Consider the following 19376-nt stretch of genomic DNA (forward strand, 5'->3'; position numbering starts at 1 on the left):
ACCATGCCTAGCCACTCGCTCAAACTCGTACCGCGCGCCATCGTGCTGCTGGCCGCGCTCTCGGCCGCGGGCCTGGCCATCGGCGGCGCCATCAGCCCCGATCACCAGGAATTCGAAGCCACCCTGCACGTGCCCTACCGCGCCGATGCCACGGCCATCGCCGAGGCACGCAGCTTCACGCTGCGCTTCGAGTACCCGCAGGTGGAGCGCACCCAGACCATCTCCTGGCGGCTGGAGTTGCTGGACCCCGCCGGCGCCCTGGTGCAGCGTTGGTATGGCGTGGAGACCCTGGTCAAGGGCGAGATCGCGGTGCAGGTCGACTGGGCCGGCAGGCAGGCCGGCATGGCCGCCGCCGATGGCGTCTACCAGGTGCGCCTGAGCGCCAGCTCCGCCGATGCGAACGGGCAATTGCCCAGCGTGGGCCTGATGGAAGACTTCGTCGAGGCCAGCCTGAGCGCTGCGGCCGACGACGTGATCGAGCAGGCCTGGGACATGCATGTGGGCGTGCTCACGCCGCCGTCCATGCCGGCCTTCAAGCCGCTGGCAACGGCGAGTGCGGCGCGCGCCGGCAGCGGCACCGCGGGTGCCAAGCCCGCGCAGCGCAAGGCCCTGGCCGCGCCGGTGAGCAACGGCCTGCCCTACACGGTCTACCTGGGCAATCTGCACAGCCAGACCGGTCATAGCGACGGTGGCGGCATCATCGGCGCCTGCACCGGCGAGAACGACCCGCAGTCGAACATGGCACGTGGCCCCAAGGAGGCCTATCTGTACGCGATGCAGCGCGGGCTCGACATCCTGGTGACCTCCGAACACAACCACATGTTCGATGGCTCGACCAGCACCAACACGGCCCAGACTCCCGCGTACGCCAAGGACCTGTACAAGGCCGGCCTGGCCGAGGCTGCCGCATTCAACGCCGCCAACCCGAGCTTCCTGGGCGTGTACGGCATGGAGTGGGGCACCATCAGCGGCGGCGGCCACCTGAACATCTTCAATTCCACCGATCTGCTGGGCTGGGAATACAACGCCAAGAACGAGCTGCTGGCCGATACCTATACCGAGAAGAACATCGCCGACAAGCTCTACGCCCTGATGGCGCAGCGCGGCCTGGTGGGGCAGTTCAACCATCCGTCCAGCAGCGGCCAGTACCTGGTGAACAACGTGGCATTCGGCTACACCGCGGATGGCGAGAAGGCGATGGCCTTGTGCGAGGTGATGAACACGCCAGCCTTCTCCAACACCATCAACGAGTCCGACAACGGCAACAGCGGCTACGAGGGTGCCTGCAAGAAGGCGCTGGAGGCCGGCTTCAAGGTGGCGTTCTCGACCAACCAGGACAACCACTGCGCCAATTGGGGTGCCTCGTCGACCAACCGCACCGGCATCCTGATTCCCAGCGGCGTGCCGCTGAGCAAGGACGCCTTCATCGACGCGCTGAAGGCGCGCCGCGTCTTCGCCACCATGGACAAGACCTCGCAACTGGTGCTGACGGCCAACGGTCACCTGATGGGTGAGACCTTCACCAATGCGGGCCCGCTCAACCTCGTCGCCAACTACGCGCCCGGCGCCGGCAAGGCAGCCGCCACGGTGAAGATCTACGAGGGCGTGCCCAAGCGCAATGGCACGGTCACCGAGTTCTCGAGCACGGCGGTCAACAACTTCACGCCCGCGCTGGGCAACCATTTCTACTACGCCAAGGTGACGCAGACCGACGGCAAGATCCTCTGGTCGGCACCGATCTGGGTCAACCAGGTGGCCGACACCGTGGCGCCGCAAGTCAGCGCCTCCGTCAGCGGCAGCAGCGGCCTGATCACGCTGGCCGCCGACGCGAGCGACAACGTCGGCGTGACGCGGGTGGATTTCAGCGTGGACGGCGCGCTCAAGGGCAGCAGCAGCCAGGCGCCCTATGCCCTCAAGCTCGATTCCAAGCTGCTCGCCAATGGCGGCCATGCGCTGGTGGCCACGGCCTACGACGCGGCCAACAACGCCGGCAGCTCGGCCAGCGTGGGCTTCACGGTGGCGAATGTGGCCGACGTCAGCGGCTCGGTGCTGGTGCAGAGCTCGGGCCTGGTGCTGAACCGCAGCACCCAGCGTTTCAACGGCACGATCACGCTCACCAACCAGGGCGGCGTGGCGCTGTCCGGCCCGCTGCAGCTGCAGCTCGACGGCCTGCCCGCCGGCGTGAGCCTGTTCAACGCCACCGGCACGCACGCCGGTTCGCCCTACATCACCGCCACGACGGGCAACCTGGCGGCGGGTGCCAGCGTCAGCGTGCCGGTCAGCTTCAGCAATCCCAACAAGATTGCCATCAGCTACAGCAGCAAGATCTTTTCAGGTTCGTTCTAAGGACAGCACACCATGACTAGCAAGACTTCCGTATCGGCCTTGCGCCACACGCTGCTGGCGCTGGCAATGGCAGGCGCCAGCGCCATGGCCGGCGCGGCCACCAGCTACCACGCCGTGATCGACACCACCGGCCTGGCCGGCGGCGGCTGGCTCGACATCCAGTTCAATCCCGGCAGCCTGCCCGCGGTCGGGGCCACGGCCACGTTGACGCATTTCAGCGGTGCCTTCGGCAGCGACTTCGAGCTCATCGGCGGCAGCGGCAATCTGGCCAGCGGCTTCACGCTCAACAATGCCCAGCAGTTCAACGATCTGTTCCACGCGCTGAACCTGGGCGGCAAGATCAGCTTCGACGTGAGCTTTGACGGCGCCTTCGCCAGCACGCCAGGCCCGGTGGGCACGACCTTCTCGGTCGGGCTGCTGGCGGCCGACCAGAGCAGCTATCTGGGCCGCCCCGGCTGCAATGCCGCGCTGGGCGACAACTGCAGCCTGTTCCAGATCGAGCTGACGCCGCCCGGTGGCCTGACGCTGACCCTGCCTTCCGGCAGCATCGCCAGCGTGACGGCGGCGGTGCCGGAGCCCGGCAGCTACGCGCTGCTGCTGGCCGGCCTGGGGCTGGTGGGTGTGGCGGCGCGCCGCAGCCCTAAGTCGGACTGAGCAAGTTCGGAGACCCAAAGAAAAAGGCAGCCGAGGCTGCCTTTCTTGCGTGTCGCGTGGACGCGTTCAGCGGCGCTTGCGGGTCAGGCCCAAGGCTGCCAGGCCCAGACCGGCAAGCAACAGCGAGCCGGGCTCGGGCACGTTATGGCTGCCGAACACATCGCTGGTCAGCGTGGCGCGGATAGCCTCAGAGCCGAAGCTCAGGTTGGGGTAGGCGAAACCGCCGTTGGGGAAGTCCGTGCGCACGTAGCCGCTGCTCAGGCCGACGCCGTTGCCAATCTTGTTGTTGCTCAGCGCGACATTGTCTGCGTTGGCCGTACCAGCAACGCGGTAGGTGCCGGGGGCCAACAGCAGATCGCTGATCTCGGTGACAAACCAAAGCGCGGTGCCCTGCGCGCTCAGAATCTGCGTGCTGGCGTTGTTGACGACGGCTTGCGCGAGCAGGCTTCCCGCTGCGTCCCACAGGCCCACGGTGTGGATGCCGGTGAGGCCATTGCCTTCGGCATCAAGCCAGCCCAGGCCATCGACAAGCAGCGAGCTGCGCAGCGTGAATTCGGTGCCCGCCACGTAGTTGCCGGTCAGAAAGTCTTGCTGATTCGACTGTGGGCCTGCATCGATGATCACACCAGCATGGGCGCTGCTGGCCAGACCCAAGATGATGGCGAGGGCCGTGGCCGCGAGGGATTTGGAAAAAGGCATGGGGAGTTCCTGATTGGGCAACAAAGTGGTGTTCGACAGCGACGCGATTGTTGACGCTCGCCCGCACAAGGTCCGGCCAGCATCCCCCTGAGGTCGGGGGCTTGTCGTGGTGAATACGCGACTAAGCACGCGCGCCTCCCCGCATTCGAGTGGCCGCATGACCTCTCGCGGCGAGCCGGTGGACGTCGCAGGGGCTACTTCAGCCCGCCGCTCAGGAAGGCCTTGAGCCGCTCGCTCTGCGGCCTGGCCAGCACCTCGCGCGGGTTGCCTTCCTCCTCCACCCGGCCCTGGTGCAGGAACAGGGTGTGGTTGGAGACCTCGCGGGCGAAGCCCATCTCGTGCGTCACCACGATCATGGTGCGGCCCTCGGCGGCGAGGTCGCGCATCACCTTCAGGACCTCGCCCACCAGCTCGGGGTCGAGCGCCGAGGTCGGCTCATCGAACAGCATCACCTCGGGCTCCACCGCCAGCGCGCGCGCAATCGCCACGCGCTGCTGCTCGCCGCCCGAGAGCTGGGCCGGGTAGACGCTCTTGCGGTGCGACACGCCCACGCGCGCCAGCAGGGCCTCGGCCTTCTCGATGGCCTCGGCCTTGGGCACGCCCAGCACATGCACCGGCGCCTCGATGACGTTCTCCAGCACGGTGCGGTGGCCCCAGAGGTTGAAGTTCTGGAACACCATGGCCAGGCGGGCACGCCAGAGCTGCAGCTGCTTGGCGTCGCCGGCCTTGAGGCTGCCGTCGCGGTCGCGCACCAGCTTGAGTTCCTCGTCGCGCAGGAAGAGCTGGCCCTCCCAGGGCTGCTCGAGCAGGTTCAGGCAGCGCAGAAAGGTGCTTTTGCCCGAGCCGCTGGAACCGATCAGGGTGACCACATCGCCCTTCTTGGTGTCGAGCGAAACGCCCTTGAGCACCTCGCGCTCGCCGTAGCGTTTGTGCAGATTGATGACGCGCAGACTGCTGGTCATGTTCAGGCTCCCAACAGTTTGCCGGTGCGCAGCGCTTCGCGCCCCGCGACCTTGGCGGCGCTTGCGCCCGCCGTGATGAAGCGCAGGCATTCGCGCGCGAACATCAGGCCGTCCACCGGCGCCGTCAGCTCGGTGCAGCTGGCGCTGACGGGGTCGATCACATGGGCAATCACCTCGCCCTGTTTGACCGTGGCGCCGGGCTCGCGCAAATAGACCAGCACGCCCGCCACCGGTGACTTCACCGACATGCAGCCGGCTAGCGGACGCGCGTCGCCCAGCGCCTCTGGCATGGGCGGCACAGCGCCGCTGATGAGGCCGCGGTAGGCCAGGAAGTCGAGGATGTTCTGCGCGTCGCGGCTGGCCAGTTCGTGCGTCACATCGGCCTGGCCGCGCAGCTCCACCGTCACCGCCAGGCAGGCTTGGGGGATCGGGAAGTGGCCGGCGAACTGCTTGTCCCATTTCCACCAGACCTGCGAGCAGGCCTCGTCGAAGGGGTTGTCACCGGCGTCGGTGGCCAGGAGGGTCAGCGGCGAGCCCAGATAGCGCTGCAGCGGTTCGCATTGTTCCCAGCAGGGCGTCTCGGTGTAGAGATGCATGACGGCCTGGGCATCGCAGTGCAGGTCCAGCACGATGTCAGCATCGCAGGAGAGCGCCATCAGCGTGCGGCGCAGCGATTGCAGCTCGGTGGCCACCGGCGCGCCCGCCACCGCCTTCTGCAGCTCGCGGCGCAGCACGCGCACATTGTGGGCGGCGTCCTGGTTCAGCTCGGGCTCGGCGGCGGCCGCGGCCTGGGCGATCTGGTCGGGGTAATGGCGGTTGAAGTTCTCGCCCGAGAGCAGCTCGAAGCGGCCCTGCGGGCCCTGCAGCAGCCATTGCGAGAGGCCGATCGGGTTGGCCATCGGCACCAGCACGATCTCGCCCTGCAGGCGGCCGGCGGCTTCCAGGGCATCGAGCTGCTGGCGCAGATGGTGGGCGGTGAGCATGCCGGGCAGTTCGTCGGCATGCAGCGAGGCCTGGATATAGGCCTTGGGTCCGCTGCCGGGCGTGCCGTAGTGCAGGGACAGGAGCTCGCGCTGGGTGCCGGGGGCGGGTGCGAGCAGCAGGTGTTTCTGGATTTGCATGGGGGATGGGTTCAGCGTGGCATCAGGGGCTTGAGCCAGCGCGCCTCGGCCTTGTGGAACAGCGCCACCAGCACTAGGGTCATCAGGAAATAGAAGACCGCGGCGCTGATGAAGGCCTCGAAGGGCATGTAGTAGGTGGAGTTGACCTGGCGCGCCGCGCCGGTCAGGTCCAGGATGGTGACGATGCTGGCCAGCGAGGTGCCGTGCAGCATGAAGATGGCCTCGTTGCTGTAGGCCGGCAGCGAGCGGCGCAGCGCCGAGGGCAGCACGATGCGGCGGAACAGCACCCAGCGGCTCATGCCCAGCGCCTTGGCGGCCTCGATCTCGCCATGCGGCAGGGCACGGATGCTGCCGGCGATGATCTCCACCGTGTAGGCGCAGGTGTTGAGCACAAAGCTCAGGCAGGCGCAGAACCAGGCCGAGCTGAGGTAGGGCCACAGCGCGCTCTGCTGCACCCACTCGAACTGCGCCAGGCCGTAATAGATCAGGAACAGCTGCACCAGCATCGGGGTGCCGCGGAACACATAGGTGTAGAACCAGATCGGACGCGACAGCCAGGGGTTGGGCAGGCTGCGCAGCACCGCCAGCGGTATCGCGAACAGCAGGCCCAGGCCCAGCGAGATCACGAGCAGCTCGAAGGTGGTGAGCGCGCCGCTCAGGTAGAGCGGCAGGTTTTCGAGAATGGTGTCGAGATCCATCAGAGCACACCCTTGCGCACGCCCACCGAGAAGCGCTTTTGCAGCCAGTCGAACAGCAGCTCCGAGGCGCTGGTGAAGAGCAGGTAGATCACCGCCACGGCGCTGTAGAACACAAACGGCTCTTTGGTGGTGCCGGCGGCCTGCGAGCCGCGCGTCATCAGGTCATGCAGGCCGATCACCGAGACGATGGCGGTGCTCTTGATCAGCACCAGCCAGTTGTTGGACAGGCCCGGGAGGGCATGCCGGAACATCTGCGGGAAGGTGATGCGCCAGGCGATCTGCCAGGGCGTCATGCCATAGGCCAGGCCGGCCTCGCGTTGGCCCGGCGGCACCGCCAGGAAGGCGCCGCGGAAGGCCTCGGTCAGGTAGGCACCGAAGATGAAACCGATGGTCAGCACGCCCGCCAGATAGGGATCGACGTCGATGCCCTCCTGGTAGCCCATCGCCTCGGCCACATGGTTCACAGCCACCTGGCCGCCGTAGAAGATCAGCAGCATCAGCACCAGATCGGGGACGCCGCGTATGAGGGTGGTATAGGCAAAGGCCAGGGCCTTGGGCAAGCGCCATTTCGACAGCTTGGCCAAGGCACCCAGCAGCCCCAGCACCATGGCCATGCTGAGGGAACTCAAGGCCACGCCCAGCGTGACCAGGGTCCCATCCAGCAGGCTGGGCAGAAAGCCGTTCAGAAACATTTACTTGATGGACAGGTCGTACTCGAAGTACTTGTCGTTCAACTTCTTGAACGTGCCATTGGCCTGGATGGCGGCGATGGCGTCGTTGAACTTCTTGCCCAGGGCCTTCTCGTCGGCCTTGCGCATGCCCACGCCCGAGCCGGTGCCGAAGTACTTCACGTCGGTGAAGTTGGGGCCCACGAAGGCAAAGCCCTTGCCGGCCGGAGTCTTGATGAAGCCCTGGTCGATCGCGACCAAATCGGCCACGGTGGTGTCGATGCGGCCCGACTTCAGATCCAGGAAGACCTGGTCCTGGGTCGCATAGCGCACGATCTCGCTCTGCTTGAAGGTCTCGGCGGCGAACTTCTCGTGGATGGTGGCGCGCTGCACGCCGATCTTCTTGCCCTTCAGGCCGGCGGCGCTGATGTCCAGCTTGGCGTCGGCCTTGGCGGCGAAGCGTGCCGGGGTGTTGTAGTAGGGCTTGGAGAAGGCGATCGCCTTCTTGCGCTCGTCGGTGATGGACATCGAGGCAATGATGGCGTCGATCTTCTTGGCCTGCAGGGCCGGGATCAGGCCGTCGAAGTCCTGTTGCACCAGCACGCACTCGGCCTTCATCTCGGCGCAATAGGCCATGGCCAGGTCGATCTCAAAGCCCTTGAGCTTGCCGTCCGGGCCCACTTCGCTGAAGGGAGGGTAGGCGCCTTCCACACCGATGCGGATCTTCTTCCACTCGGGGGCTTGGGCCTGGGCGGTGGCGACGCTCATGGCCAGGGCGGCCAGAGCGATCAGATGACGTCGTTGCATGTAGTCGACTCCTCGATGGATGAGAAAGAGAGAAAAAATGAAGAAGGTGGATGTTGCTATGCCCACGCGCTGCCGGACATCAGGGTTTGAGCGATTGCAAAAACGCCTGCACCGGCTTCAGCGTGGCGGCCGGGTCTTCTTCCTGCGGCACGTGGCCGAGCGTATCAAAGACCACGAGTTCGCTGCCCTTGATCGCCTGTTTCATTTGTTGGCCATATTCCAGCGGGATCAGACGGTCGCGCCGGCCCCACAGTATCAGGGTCGGTTGGCGAATGTCGCCCAGCTGTGCGGCGTATGCTCCGGGCCGCATTTGCTCGAAGCGCTGGGTGAGGGCCAGGCGGTTGCCCTCGCGCAGGGTGAGCTCGAAATAACGGTCCACCAACTCGGCCGTGACCTGGCCCGGCTCGCCATAGACATTGCGCACCGAGCTTTCGATCAGGCGGCGCGGCAGAAAGCCGCTCACCAGGCTGCGCATGCCCGGTATGCGCGCCAGCTGGAAGCCCAGCGGCACCGACTCGGGCTTGAACGCCAGCCCGCCGGCATCCACCAGCAGTAGCGCCGCCACGCGCGCCGGCTGCTGGGCGGCAAATTCCCAGGCGATCTGGCCGCCCAGTGAGTTGCCGCCCAGCACCACGCGCGGCAGTTGCAGCTTGTCCAGCAGGGCCAGCAGCAGGCGCTGGTAGGCGGCGTCGCTGTAGTCGCCGCTGCCGGCCGGGCCGGTGAGGCCGAAGCCGGGCAGGTCCAGGGTGATGACGCGGCGGGTCGCACTGAGCGTCTTCACCCAGCCGGCCCAGGTATGCAGGCTGGCCGAGGTGCCGTGCAGCAGCACGATGGGTGTGGGGTCGCCGCGCGGCCCCTCGTCGCGCCAGTGCAGCAGCTGCTGGCCGCCGTCCAGCGGCAGTTCCATGAATTCGGAGGGCGGCGGCGCCCAGCGCGCCACCAGGCTTTCGAGGCTGCGCTCGGGCGCGCGGAAGGCCGCGGCACAGATCGCCAGCGCCAGTATCAGCAGGCCCAGCAGGCGCAGCAGGCTGTGGCGCAGACGCTCGCTCAGACGTTTGCTCACGGGGTTCAGGCGCATTCAGCCACGATGGGCCTCGCTGGCCGGGCGCATGATTTCGGTGGCGGGCTCCAGGCCGGCGCCGAGCGCCTCGCGCTGGTCGAACACGAAGCAGCTGCCGTGGTAATGCGGGCCGCCGGTCTCCTCGAAGTACTTGAGGATGCCGCCCTCGAGCTGGTAGACGGGGCCGTCCAGGCCCTGCTGCTGCAGCACGATGGCGGCCTTTTCGCAGCGTATGCCGCCGGTGCAGAAGCTCACCACGGTCTTGCCCATCAGCTCCTCGCGGTGCGCGGCCAGGGCGGCAGGAAACTCGGTGAACTTGCTGATGCGCCAGTCGATCGCGCCGTCAAACGTGCCGTAGTCCACCTCGAAGGCATTGCGCGTGTCCAGCGTCACCACCGGACGGCCCTCGTCGTCGTGACCCTGGTCCAGCCAGCGCGCCAGCGTCTTGGCGGGCAGGGCGGGGGCACGCGGCAGCTGGTCGGGGCGGATCGCCGGCATATTCATGCGGATGATCTCGGGCTTGACCTTGACCAGCAGCTTCTTGAAGGGCACGGCCTCGCTCCAGCTTTCCTTGGGCGCGAGGTCGGCAAAGCGGGCGTCCTGCTGCAGCGCCGCGACCCAGCCGCGCACCGCCTCGGCGCTGCCGGCCAGGAACAGGTTGATGCCTTCCTCGGCAATCAGCACCGTGCCCTTCAGGCCCAGCTCCAGGGCGTGCTGATAAAGCGTCTCGCGCAAGGTGGGCGCATCGGCGATCAGGACGAACTTGTAGGACGAGATATTGAGGATGGGGCCGGACTGCATGGGGCGGGATTGTAAGGACTGCGCCATACCGCCCCGCCGGGCCCGCAGCTCAGCTTAGGGCGCAGGTCGCGGACGGGTCGGCACGCTGGCGCTGCAGATCTCCACATGCTTGGGGCTGTGCACGAACCAGCCGCCGCGGTGGCGGCGCGCCTCCAGCAGGGCGTCCCAGGTCTTGCTTTCGGTCCTCAGCACCTGCAGGGCAGGGCGCTCGGCCTCGGGCAGCTCGCTGGCCAGGCGCACGCGCGTGATGCCGGTGCGCTGCTCGGGCTTGTCATAAAAGCCCATATTGGGGCCGCCGCGCTGCAGCGCGGACAAATACTCCATGCCCTTGAGCACGCGGCCCACCACGGTGATGTTGAGGTCCAGGCCGCGCGGCGCATGGCCGATCACGGCATAGAGCTCGGCGCCGGTGCTGGAGTCCACCGCATCGCTGCGGCCCGCGCCCACCATGCCGTAGCAATGCGCCAGCCAGGCCTTGCCGGCCTTGGGGTCGGCGGCCACCGGGAAGCCGTCCACGAAGCCACTCATCGGGGCCCAGCCATCCAGATCGGGAATCTTGTTGAACAGGGCGGGGGGCAGACTCTTGTAGTCCACCGAGAACTCGGCCGGGATCTTGGCCTCGGCCTTGCCCAGGGGCTTGGCGGTCTTGGCATCGTCGCCGTTCGGGTCGCCCCATTGGGTGACGAAGTTGTCCTGCACGCGCACGATCGCCAGGCCGTCGTAGAAACCGCCGCGCGCCAGGGCGCGGATATTCGCGGCATGGCGCGGCGCAAAGCGCGGCGCCAGTTCGATCAGTACTTGCTGAGTGGCCTGACCCTGCGCCAGCTCCATCACCAGCAGATCCTCGGGCTTGATCTCGCGCCAGTCGCCGGCGGGGGACTGGGCCAGGATCTCGGCGCTGCTCTTGGGTGGGGTCACGGGTTTTTCCGGGGGCTGTCTGACGGCAATTGCGGCCTGACTCAGCAGCGCGAGGACAGCGGTCGCCAGCAAGGTCGGAAGGGTCTTGTGCATGTCGATGGGCTCCTGTTCGGGCGGCAGCATAACGCCTGGTGCCAGTTGCCGGACTATCATCAAGTCACCGGGGGCTTCTTCGATGCAGCAACGTGCCCACCATTCGCAGGTGCCGAGGGATGCCGCGTTGCGGCAGTTGCCACTGTCTACGGTGTTCATCGGCGCGGCCGTCGTAGCGACCTTGATGTCGACCGAATACCTGTTCCAGTTTTTTGTCTGGCGCCACTGGCCCTGGGACGAGGTGATGGCCGGCTGGCTCGAAGTGCTGCGTGACCGGCTCGTCGTGGCGCTGATGATCGCCTTGTCGCTGAGTGCTGCTGCGCGCGTGCGGGCGCGCGGCCTGCGGTGGCGCTCCGCCCTGCTGGCCGCGTCCATTCTGGCGGGCGCCGCGGCGGGCGAAGTGCTGCTGCTGGCTGCCGGGGCATCGGGCTCGTCGGGCGATGCGCCTGCCGTGCTCGGTCGGGTGGCGCGCTGGACGGTGGTGGCCGGTGCGGTGGCGGCGATGTGGTACTTGTGGCGGCGCGCGGCCGATGTTGGTGCAGCAGAGCAGGCGACCCAGCTGCGCCATGCGCAGATCCAGCGCCAGACGGCCGACCTGCAGCTCGAAGCGCTGCGCAGCCAGATCGAACCGCACTTCTTGTTCAATACCTTGGCGACGGTGCGGCGATTGCAGCAGGTGGATCCGGCTGACGGTGCGCGCTTGCTGGCCTGCTTTGTCGGCTACCTGCGCTCGGCGCAACCAGCCCTGCACGCCGATGCGGCGACGCTGGGGCGCGAGATCGATCTCGCGCGTGCCTATCTGAGTGTGGTGGCGCTGCGCATGGAAGGCCTGCTGCAATTCAGTTTCGACGTGCCGGACGCCCTCCGCTCGCAGCCATTCCCGCCGCTGACCATAGCCACGCTCGTGGAGAACGCCGTGAAGCATGGCATTGAGCCTTCGATCAACGGTGGCTCGATCAGGGTGTCGGCGCGGCTGCTCGACAGCGCGATCGAGGTGGTGGTGGCCGACACCGGTGTGGGCTTGCAGGGAACCGGTGGCAGCGGCATCGGCCTGGCGAACGTGCGCGCCCGCTTGTCGACGCTGTATGGCAGCGCCGCTGCGCTGACGCTGCAGGGGCAGATGCCAAGCGGCGTGCGCGCCAGCCTGCGCCTGCCCTGTGCGTCCAGGGCCGTGGCGGCATGAAGGTCCGCTCGCTCGGCTTCTTGGGGCTGAGTGGCGGCCGTGCCGCGGGCCTGGGTTTGCTGTGGGGGCTGGCGGTCACGGCCATGGAGTCGTCCACCCTGCCGCTGGGCAGGGTCAGCGCCGGCGAGCTTGCGCAGTTCGCGCTGCATCTGCTGCCGCAATGGTGTCTGGCCGGGCTGTTGCTGGCGCTTGGGACGGCCTTGCTTGAGCAACGCCTGGGAGGTGCGCAGACGGCACTGGCGATGTTCGGTTTTGCGCTGTTGAACTGTGCCGTTTGGCGCGTGTTCGGCCAGCCCTTGGCGTACTCCTTGCGGGAAAGTGACGATGCCTTGCTGCACGTCTTTTGGAGCAGCATGTTTTATGGCGGCCTGTTTGTGACGGCCTACGGCCTGAGCCAGCGCTCCGAGCGAACGCGCGAGCTCTTGGCGCGGGCGGAAATCGCGCGTCAAAAGACGGAGGCACAACTCAGCGCCTTGCGTCTGCAGGCGCTGCGGGGGCAGATCGACCCGGCGTTCCTGCTGCGGGCGATCAGCGAAATCGAGCGCCGCTACGCCGATGACGTCGAGGGCGCAGAGCGCCTGCTGGTCCCCTTGGTCGAATTCCTGCGCGCGGCCATGCCTGGCGTGCGCGAAAGCGCGTCCACCGTGGCGGCGGAGCTGCGCCTGGCCGGCCTGTTCGCGGCGCTGCTGAGCGAGTTGGCGCCCGAACGCAGCAACTGGCATATCCGCGTCGACGGGGCCATGCCGGATGCGGCATTCCCATCGCTGCTTTTGCTTCCGGTGCTGGAGCAACTCCTGGCTTCTGACAGCCTCGACGCAGCCGTCGAGCTGAGACTTCATCAAGTTGATGGACGCTGCGTGTTGCGCCTTGAGCGGGAACGGCGGGGTCCGCCACGCCATTGGCTTTCCCCCGATCTTGAGTACCGCATGCAGGTGGCGCTGCAGGCCCTGCACGGCATTGACTGGACGCTGATGGTGGGGGAAAGTCCGCAAGCGCCCGCGTTGCTGCTGACCCTGCCGCTGCGCGGGCCGGACGAATCACAGGGAGAGCAGCATGAGTGAGAACGAGTTCCTGGCCGCCGTCGGCAATCCGGATCGGCGTCATGCGCTGTTGGCCGCCTTGAGCACCCTTGCGGCGGCGGATGCCGCTCAGGCCCAGGACGCAGCTGCGGTGCAGCCGCGTGCCTATCGTGTGGCCTTTGAAAACGAGCACTTGCGTGTGCTCGAGTTCAACAGTCGTCCCGGCATGGGTGTTTGCGGGAGTGGCATGCACTCGCACCCGGCCCACCTCACCGTCTTGCTGAGCCCGGCCAAGGTGCGCGTGAAGCTGCCCAGCGGCCAAACCATGGTTGGCGAGAACAAGCTGGGCGATGTGTTCTGGAGCGAGGCCGAGACCCATGAGGTGGAGAACATCTCGGGCAGGAATATGCGGGCGCTGCTGGTGGAGTTGAAGTCCGCGAGCGCCGGCAAGGCCTGACCTGGCGCGCCGCCCATGTCGCAAGCGACGGCGGTGATCGCCGAGAACGAAACGGTGCTGCGCGATGAACTGCGCTCGCATCTGACGGCGCTTTGGCCTGAACTGCGTGTGGTCGGCGAGGCCCGCAACGGCTTCGAGGCCCTGCAACTGCTGGAGCGTCTGCAACCGGCACTGGTCTTTCTCGACGTTCAGATGCCCGGCATGAACGGCCTGGAGGTTGCGCGCGCGCTGGGGGGCGCCTGCCATGTGGTCTTCGTGACCGCCTACAACGCCCATGCAGTGGCTGCGTTTGAGCAGGGTGCCGTGGACTACCTGCTCAAGCCCTATTCGATCGAGCGGCTGGCGATGACGGTGCACCGCCTGCGGCAGCGACTGGATGGTGCGCCAGCCTCGCTCGAAAAGCTGCTGCCTGAGCTGACCAGTGCGTTGCCGCCGCGCGCCTACCTGCGGTGGATCAACGCAGCGAAGGGGCAGGAGGTCAGCCTGATCACGGTGGACGAGGTGGTCTACTTCCAGTCCGATATCAAATACACCCGTGTCGTGACCGCCGAGGGTGCAGCGCTGATACGCAAGTCCTTGAAGGAGTTGCAGGAGGAATTGGACCCCGCCTGCTTCTGGCTCATTCATCGCTCCACCATCGTCAACGCGAACGCCATCGCCGGCGTACTGCGCGATTTTCGCGGCCATGTGATGTTGAGACTGAAGTCGAGAGCCGAGAAGCTGCAGGTCAGCGAGGCGCACACGCATCTGTTTAGGCAGATGTGATGACGCCGCGCCTCGCCGGCCGGCAGCGTCATCGCGCTTCAGCGCGGCTGGAACGCATGCGCCAGCACCCAGCCGCCCACGCTCTTGCCGAGCGCTGCGCCGTCCACGGTGGCGGTGCGGAAATGCATGCCGCCGGCGATGCGTGCCATCTGAACTTCCGACACCAGATCGGCCGTCGTACTGAAGTGGTGGGTGCTGCCCGTGACGGTGCTGTTGAAGTCGAAGCTGACCTTCGACGTCCCGTAGTAGCCGCTCAGCACCTCCGCCATCGCTGCGCTGATGCAGCTGTGGGCGGCGGGGTATTCAGGGTGATTGGGCGTGGGCACGACGGGCACCCAGGCGAGGTCTGCCGTCGTGGCGGCGTTGCCGTCGGTATCGGCCAGGGTGATGGCACTCGCCGGACGCCAGGCCTGGTGGTAGTACTTGGACTCAAAGCAGGCATTCTGCGCGTCCGCCTGCGCCACCCAGATCAGGGCCATCAGTCGCGCATGCTCGGCCACACTGCGATTCGTCATCGCGAAGTTGCGCATATTGCGGGGCCAGAACAAGGGCGGCGGTTCGGTGTGAAAGCGCGCCGCCTCGGTTTGTTGGGCGCTGCGGGTGCTGCTGTTGGCAGCGCCGAGCGACATGGTCTCGTTGACGTCCGCTGCATAGCCGGCGCTGCCCAGTGCTGCCGGCCCGGGGGCCCGGAACTGCGATGTCGAATTCAAGACGAAGGGCTTGATGAACGGGTTGGGCCGACCGATCGGGTTGTTGCCGCGAAACTGGCCGGGTGCGTTGCCGGGCTGGTAGGCCGTCAGCACGACCGAACGCCCGTCAGCCGCTCGCAGCGCGAGCATGCCTGACGCCACCTCGGCCCCGATCGCCAGCCCCTGGGCCCTGGCGGCGTTGTCCGGCAGGCTTGCCAGATAGCTGTCGTAGGCAGGCTGGAACTGCGCGCTGCGGCTGGGAAACAAACCGAGCAGGACCTGATAGGCCGCCGAGGCCACAGCCGCCTCCTGCGAAGCACTGGCGCTGCCACTGCTGGGCGTGATGGCATAAGACCGGTGTGTGCCCGCGATGGCCATCACCGCGTCGTAGATGGCCAGGTGCACGGTGGCCAGGTCAACCGCGAGATTGGGGCGTTGCTCTTCGGCGGTACCCGTGGCCGCGGCCGGCAGGTTGATCACCGTGGTGGCCACTTCGTTCCAGTAGGAGACCGCATTCGGGCCGACGGTGGTGATGGTGACCGTTTGCTCGGGCTGCGGCGTGACGCTCGGTTGAAGCGGTTGCGCCGGGGCGTCATCGCTGCCGCCGCCGCAGGCGGTCGACAGGCAGCAGGCGCACAGGACGGCGAGGGTCGTCATCGGCATGTGGGGCAGGTGTGTCATGGTGTTCGCTCCGCTTTCGGCCGGAGAGCGAGACATTCACCCCCCGCCGCAAGCAGAGTCTCTGAGCGCCAATGAGCTGGCGCTGCACCAAGTGACGAACGCGGCGAAATCCGGGCCGAATGCGGCGAGGCGCTTCCGAATGCCGCCCCCGGCCCTCTCTACAATCCCGCCATGCCTTTTGTCCATCTGCGCACCCATACCGAGTTCTCCGTCGTCGACGGCACCCTGCGAATCGACGACGCCGCGGATGCCGCGTCCCAGGACAAGCAGGTGGCCCTGGCCATCACCGACCTGGCCAATCTGTTCGGGGGGGTGAAGTTCTACAACGCCTGCCGCAAGGCGGGCGTGAAGCCCATCCTGGGCGCGGATTGCTGGATCGAGTCGGACGCCAGCGACAAGCCGCCCACCCGCGTGCTGCTGCTGGTGCAGAGCTACCAGGGTTATCTGAACCTTTGCGAGCTGCTGTCGCGTGCCTGGATACAGAACGTGCAGCGCAACCAGGCCTGCCTCAAGCTGGTGTGGATGGAGGAGCTGAACGAGGGCCTGATCTGCCTGTCCGGCGCCCAGTTCGGCGCCATCGGCCAGGCCCTGATGCAGGGCGACCAGCCGCGCGCCCGCGAATGGGCAGAGCGCCTGGCCGCCCTCTATCCGCAGCGCTTCTACATCGAATTGCAGCGCGCCGGCCTGCCCGGCCAGGAGGCGCTGGTGCGCAGCTCGGTGCCGCTGGCGGCCGAGCTGGGCCTGCCGGTGGTGGCCACGCACCCGGTCCAGTTCCTCGGTGAGGAAGATTTCGACGCCCATGAGGCGCGCACCTGCATCGCCGAGGGCGAGACCCTGGCCAACCCCAAGCGCATCAAGCGCTTTCTGCCGGGCCAGTACTTCAAGCCCCAGGCCGAGATGGAGGCGCTGTTCGCCGACATTCCCTCGGCGATCGCCAACACGGTGGAAATCGCGCGCCGTTGCAGCCTCAAGCTCACGCTTGGCAAGCCGCAGCTGCCCAACTTCCCCACGCCCATCCTGGACGATGGCTCGACCATGCCCATGGAAGCCTATTTCCGTGAGCTGAGCTACGAGGGCCTGGAGCAGCGCCTCGTGCAGCTGTTCCCCGACGCCGGCAAGCGCGATGCCGAGCGCCCGCGCTATGTGGAGCGGCTGGAGTTCGAGCTGGGCACCATCATCAAGATGGGCTTCCCGGGCTACTTCCTGATCGTGTCGGACTTCATCCGCTGGGCCAAGGCCAACGGCTGCCCGGTGGGGCCGGGCCGGGGTTCGGGCGCGGGCTCGCTGGTGGCCTATGTGCTCTCGATCACCGACCTGGACCCGCTGCAGTACAACCTGCTGTTCGAGCGCTTCCTGAACCCCGAGCGGGTCTCGATGCCCGACTTCGACATCGACTTCTGCCAGGGCAATCGCGACCGCGTCATCGACTATGTGAAGGACAAGTACGGCCGCCCCGCGGTGAGCCAGATTGCCACCTTCGGCACCATGGCGGCCAAGGCCGCGCTGCGCGATATCGGCCGCGTGCTGGGCATGGGCTTCGGCCATGTCGATTCCATCGCCAAGCTGATCCCGGCGCCGCCCGGCAAGACCGTGACCCTGGCCAGGCTGCCGCCCGACTTCGACCCCGACAAGGCCAAGGTGATCTACGCCCGCCACGAGGCGCCGGAGATCGAGGAGCGCGAGCAGCAGGAAGAGGAGGTGGCCGAGCTGCTCAAGCTGGCCGCGCGCGTCGAGGGCATGGTGCGCAATATCGGCATGCATGCCGGCGGCGTGCTGATCGCGCCGGGCAAGATCACCGATTTCTGCCCGATGTACCAGCAGCCGGGCTCGACCAGCGCGGTGAGCATGTACGACAAGGACGACGTCGAGGCCATCGGCCTGGTGAAGTTCGACTTCCTGGGCCTGGCCACGCTGACCATCCTGGAGCTGGCCAAGAACTTCATCATCGCGCGCTACCCGGATCGCCAGGACTTCGACTGGGCCAAGGTGCCGCTGGACGACCGCAAGGTGTTCAAGCTCTTCGGCGATGGCTTCTCGGAAAGCGTGTTCCAGTTTGAATCGCCCGGCATGCAGCGCCTGCTCAAGGACGCCAAGCCCTCGCGCTTCGAGGACCTGATCGCGCTGGTGTCGCTGTACCGCCCGGGCCCGATGGACCTGATCCCTTCGTTCGTGGCGCGCAAGCATGGCCGCGAGACCATCGAGTACCCGCATCCCTTGCTGGGCCAGGTGCTGGAGGAGACCTATGGCGTGATGGTCTACCAGGAGCAGGTGATGCAGGCGGCCCAGGTGCTGGGCGGCTACAGCCTTGGCGGCGCCGACATGCTGCGCCGCGCGATGGGCAAGAAGAAGGCCGAGGAAATGGCCATGCACCGCGAGATCTTCCGCAAGGGAGCCGCGGCCAAGGATATTTCGCAGGACAAGGCCGACGAGGTCTTCGACCTGATGGAGAAGTTCGCGGGCTACGGCTTCAACAAGTCGCACGCCGCCGCCTATGCCTTGCTGAGCTACCACACGGCCTGGCTGAAGACGCATTTCACGGCCGAGTTCTACGCCGCGAACATGACGATCGAAATGGACGACACCGACAAGCTCAAGGTGTTGCTCAACGACGCGCAGATCTTCGGCATTGAGTTCCAGCCGCCCTGCGTGAACCGCGGCGTCTACCGTTTCGAGCCCATCAGCAACAAGCTCGTCAACTACGGCCTGGGTGCCATCAAGGGCACGGGCCAGGGCGCCATCGAGGCGATCGTGGCGGCGCGCCAGTCGGGCGGCCCCTTCAAGAGCTTCTTCGATTTCTGCGCCCGCGTGGACCGCAAGGCCGTCAACAAGCGCGTGGTGGAGGCCCTCATCAAGGCCGGCGCCTTCGACACCCTGGAGGCCGAGCGCGCGCGCCTGCTGGCCAGCGTGGCGCTGGGATACACCTATGCCGACAAGCTGGCGCAGGACGCCGACCAGGGCGGGCTGTTCGACTTCGACGAGGGCGCCCATGGCTCCTCCTCGGCCGAGCCCGCGCTGGTGGACGCCGCGCCCTGGAGCATCAAGGAGCGCCTGAGTCTGGAGAAGACGGCGATCGGCTTCTACCTCTCCGGCCATCTGTTCGACCAGAGCGGCGAGGAGGTGCGCCGCATGGTGAAGCGCCGCATCGCCGATCTGCAGGACAGCCGCGATCCCATCATGGTGGCGGGCATCGTCTCGGACATGCGCATCATCAACGGCCACCGCGGCAAGGTGGCGATCTTCAAGCTCGACGACAAGAGCGATGCGATCGAGGCGGTGGCCAACGAGGAACTCATCAACGCCCACAAGGAGACGCTGGCCGAGGACGAGCTCATCATCGTCTCGGGCAAGGTGCAGAACGACCGCTTCTCGGGTGGCCTGCGGCTGAACATCCAGCAGCTGTGGAGCCTCACCGCGGCGCGCGCGCGCTTCGGCAAGTTCCTGCGCCTGCAGGCAAATGGCGTGACGCCGCCGGTGGCCGAGGTGGTGGCGGCCTGGCCGGCGCGCCGCGTCGAGGCCGAGCAGGGCACCCTGGTGCAGGGCCTGTCGCTGCGCCTGGCCGTCAAGCGCGAGGGCGCCAGCGCCGAGCTGGACCTGGGCGAGGCGGCCAAGTTCTGGCCCTGCGACGAGGCCCTGGCGAAGCTCGGCAACGCGCAGATCGTGTACGACTGAGGCGTCGCGGCGGCGCTGTTGCGCGGCGGCGAATGGCCCCTCTTTTGAGCGTTTGGCGCAACGGGGATTTCGGGCATGATCGCCTC

Annotated in this window: 17 protein-coding genes; 7 read left to right on the forward strand and 10 right to left on the reverse strand. The window is 67.0% G+C overall.

Annotated features, from left to right (window positions below; translation table 11 throughout):
- The first annotated feature begins 3 nt into the window (after positions 1-3).
- Complete coding sequence (locus PFX98_RS17630; RefSeq protein WP_285231796.1) at positions 4-2346, forward strand: CehA/McbA family metallohydrolase; 2343 nt, start codon at positions 4-6, stop codon at positions 2344-2346.
- A gap of 12 nt (positions 2347-2358) precedes the next feature.
- Positions 2359-3000, forward strand: a complete 642-nt coding sequence (locus PFX98_RS17635; protein ID WP_285231797.1) for an NF038129 family PEP-CTERM protein — start codon at positions 2359-2361, stop codon at positions 2998-3000.
- A gap of 66 nt (positions 3001-3066) precedes the next feature.
- Here PFX98_RS17635 and PFX98_RS17640 read toward each other — a convergent pair whose 3' ends face one another.
- From PFX98_RS17640 to PFX98_RS17680, 9 genes are all read right to left on the reverse strand, one after another.
- Complete coding sequence (locus tag PFX98_RS17640) at positions 3067-3699, reverse strand: PEP-CTERM sorting domain-containing protein (RefSeq protein WP_285231798.1); 633 nt, start codon at positions 3697-3699, stop codon at positions 3067-3069.
- 194 nt (positions 3700-3893) lie between these two features.
- Positions 3894-4661 (reverse strand): ABC transporter ATP-binding protein, encoded by a 768-nt coding sequence (locus tag PFX98_RS17645; RefSeq protein WP_285231799.1) that lies wholly within the window; start codon positions 4659-4661, stop codon positions 3894-3896.
- A 2-nt stretch (positions 4662-4663) separates the two neighbouring features.
- Positions 4664-5782: a succinylglutamate desuccinylase/aspartoacylase family protein gene (locus PFX98_RS17650; RefSeq protein WP_285231800.1), complete on the reverse strand. Its 1119-nt coding sequence runs from the start codon at positions 5780-5782 to the stop codon at positions 4664-4666.
- Positions 5783-5793: 11 nt separating this feature from the next.
- Positions 5794-6480 carry an ABC transporter permease gene (locus PFX98_RS17655; RefSeq protein ID WP_285231801.1) on the reverse strand — a complete coding sequence of 229 codons (687 nt, stop codon included), beginning with the start codon at positions 6478-6480 and terminating at the stop codon, positions 5794-5796.
- Entirely contained in the window at positions 6480-7172 is a 693-nt protein-coding gene (locus tag PFX98_RS17660) for an ABC transporter permease (RefSeq protein ID WP_285231802.1), read from the reverse strand. The genes PFX98_RS17655 and PFX98_RS17660 overlap by 1 nt, the downstream gene beginning before the upstream one ends.
- Entirely contained in the window at positions 7173-7955 is a 783-nt protein-coding gene (locus PFX98_RS17665) for an ABC transporter substrate-binding protein (RefSeq protein ID WP_285231803.1), read from the reverse strand.
- Between the two features lie 79 nt (positions 7956-8034).
- Positions 8035-9018: an alpha/beta fold hydrolase gene (locus PFX98_RS17670; protein ID WP_285231804.1), complete on the reverse strand. Its 984-nt coding sequence runs from the start codon at positions 9016-9018 to the stop codon at positions 8035-8037.
- 15 nt (positions 9019-9033) lie between these two features.
- Positions 9034-9816: a sulfurtransferase gene (locus PFX98_RS17675; protein WP_285231805.1), complete on the reverse strand. Its 783-nt coding sequence runs from the start codon at positions 9814-9816 to the stop codon at positions 9034-9036.
- Positions 9817-9870: 54 nt separating this feature from the next.
- Positions 9871-10827 (reverse strand): peptidylprolyl isomerase, encoded by a 957-nt coding sequence (locus tag PFX98_RS17680; protein WP_285231806.1) that lies wholly within the window; start codon positions 10825-10827, stop codon positions 9871-9873.
- Positions 10828-10909: 82 nt separating this feature from the next.
- Here PFX98_RS17680 and PFX98_RS17685 point away from each other — a divergent pair, with 82 nt between their 5' ends.
- From PFX98_RS17685 to PFX98_RS17700, 4 genes are read left to right on the forward strand one after another with little or no spacing between them, the layout of a single operon-like run.
- Complete coding sequence (locus PFX98_RS17685; protein WP_285231807.1) at positions 10910-12010, forward strand: sensor histidine kinase; 1101 nt, start codon at positions 10910-10912, stop codon at positions 12008-12010.
- Positions 12007-13071, forward strand: a complete 1065-nt coding sequence (locus PFX98_RS17690; RefSeq protein WP_285231808.1) for a sensor histidine kinase — start codon at positions 12007-12009, stop codon at positions 13069-13071. The genes PFX98_RS17685 and PFX98_RS17690 overlap by 4 nt, the downstream gene beginning before the upstream one ends.
- Complete coding sequence (locus tag PFX98_RS17695) at positions 13064-13486, forward strand: hypothetical protein (protein WP_285231809.1); 423 nt, start codon at positions 13064-13066, stop codon at positions 13484-13486. Before PFX98_RS17690 ends, PFX98_RS17695 begins: the two co-directional genes overlap by 8 nt.
- Positions 13487-13501: 15 nt before the next feature.
- Positions 13502-14251 (forward strand): LytR/AlgR family response regulator transcription factor, encoded by a 750-nt coding sequence (locus PFX98_RS17700; RefSeq protein WP_285231810.1) that lies wholly within the window; start codon positions 13502-13504, stop codon positions 14249-14251.
- A gap of 38 nt (positions 14252-14289) precedes the next feature.
- Here the strand turns inward: PFX98_RS17700 and PFX98_RS17705 are convergent, their stop codons facing one another.
- A complete protein-coding gene (locus PFX98_RS17705; RefSeq protein ID WP_285231811.1) occupies positions 14290-15621 on the reverse strand; it encodes a vanadium-dependent haloperoxidase in 1332 nt (443 codons plus the stop codon).
- A gap of 171 nt (positions 15622-15792) precedes the next feature.
- Here PFX98_RS17705 and dnaE point away from each other — a divergent pair, with 171 nt between their 5' ends.
- Positions 15793-19290 carry a DNA polymerase III subunit alpha gene (gene dnaE / locus PFX98_RS17710; RefSeq protein WP_285231812.1) on the forward strand — a complete coding sequence of 1166 codons (3498 nt, stop codon included), beginning with the start codon at positions 15793-15795 and terminating at the stop codon, positions 19288-19290.
- Positions 19291-19376: the final 86 nt, after the last annotated feature.

Source organism: Paucibacter sediminis (assembly GCF_030254645.1).
In the GTDB taxonomy this organism is placed as follows: domain Bacteria; phylum Pseudomonadota; class Gammaproteobacteria; order Burkholderiales; family Burkholderiaceae_C; genus Paucibacter_B; species Paucibacter_B sediminis.

Coding starts and splice junctions, on each gene's coding strand:
- PFX98_RS17630 (WP_285231796.1), top strand. CDS start 4: ATGCCTAGCCACTCGCTCAAACTCGTACCGCGCGCCATCGTGCTGCTG.
- PFX98_RS17635 (WP_285231797.1), top strand. CDS start 2,359: ATGACTAGCAAGACTTCCGTATCGGCCTTGCGCCACACGCTGCTGGCG.
- PFX98_RS17640 (WP_285231798.1), bottom strand. CDS start 3,699: ATGCCTTTTTCCAAATCCCTCGCGGCCACGGCCCTCGCCATCATCTTG.
- PFX98_RS17645 (WP_285231799.1), bottom strand. CDS start 4,661: ATGACCAGCAGTCTGCGCGTCATCAATCTGCACAAACGCTACGGCGAG.
- PFX98_RS17650 (WP_285231800.1), bottom strand. CDS start 5,782: ATGCAAATCCAGAAACACCTGCTGCTCGCACCCGCCCCCGGCACCCAG.
- PFX98_RS17655 (WP_285231801.1), bottom strand. CDS start 6,480: ATGGATCTCGACACCATTCTCGAAAACCTGCCGCTCTACCTGAGCGGC.
- PFX98_RS17660 (WP_285231802.1), bottom strand. CDS start 7,172: ATGTTTCTGAACGGCTTTCTGCCCAGCCTGCTGGATGGGACCCTGGTC.
- PFX98_RS17665 (WP_285231803.1), bottom strand. CDS start 7,955: ATGCAACGACGTCATCTGATCGCTCTGGCCGCCCTGGCCATGAGCGTC.
- PFX98_RS17675 (WP_285231805.1), bottom strand. CDS start 9,816: ATGCAGTCCGGCCCCATCCTCAATATCTCGTCCTACAAGTTCGTCCTG.
- PFX98_RS17680 (WP_285231806.1), bottom strand. CDS start 10,827: ATGCACAAGACCCTTCCGACCTTGCTGGCGACCGCTGTCCTCGCGCTG.
- PFX98_RS17685 (WP_285231807.1), top strand. CDS start 10,910: ATGCAGCAACGTGCCCACCATTCGCAGGTGCCGAGGGATGCCGCGTTG.
- PFX98_RS17690 (WP_285231808.1), top strand. CDS start 12,007: ATGAAGGTCCGCTCGCTCGGCTTCTTGGGGCTGAGTGGCGGCCGTGCC.
- PFX98_RS17695 (WP_285231809.1), top strand. CDS start 13,064: ATGAGTGAGAACGAGTTCCTGGCCGCCGTCGGCAATCCGGATCGGCGT.
- PFX98_RS17700 (WP_285231810.1), top strand. CDS start 13,502: ATGTCGCAAGCGACGGCGGTGATCGCCGAGAACGAAACGGTGCTGCGC.
- PFX98_RS17705 (WP_285231811.1), bottom strand. CDS start 15,621: ATGACACACCTGCCCCACATGCCGATGACGACCCTCGCCGTCCTGTGC.
- dnaE (WP_285231812.1), top strand. CDS start 15,793: ATGCCTTTTGTCCATCTGCGCACCCATACCGAGTTCTCCGTCGTCGAC.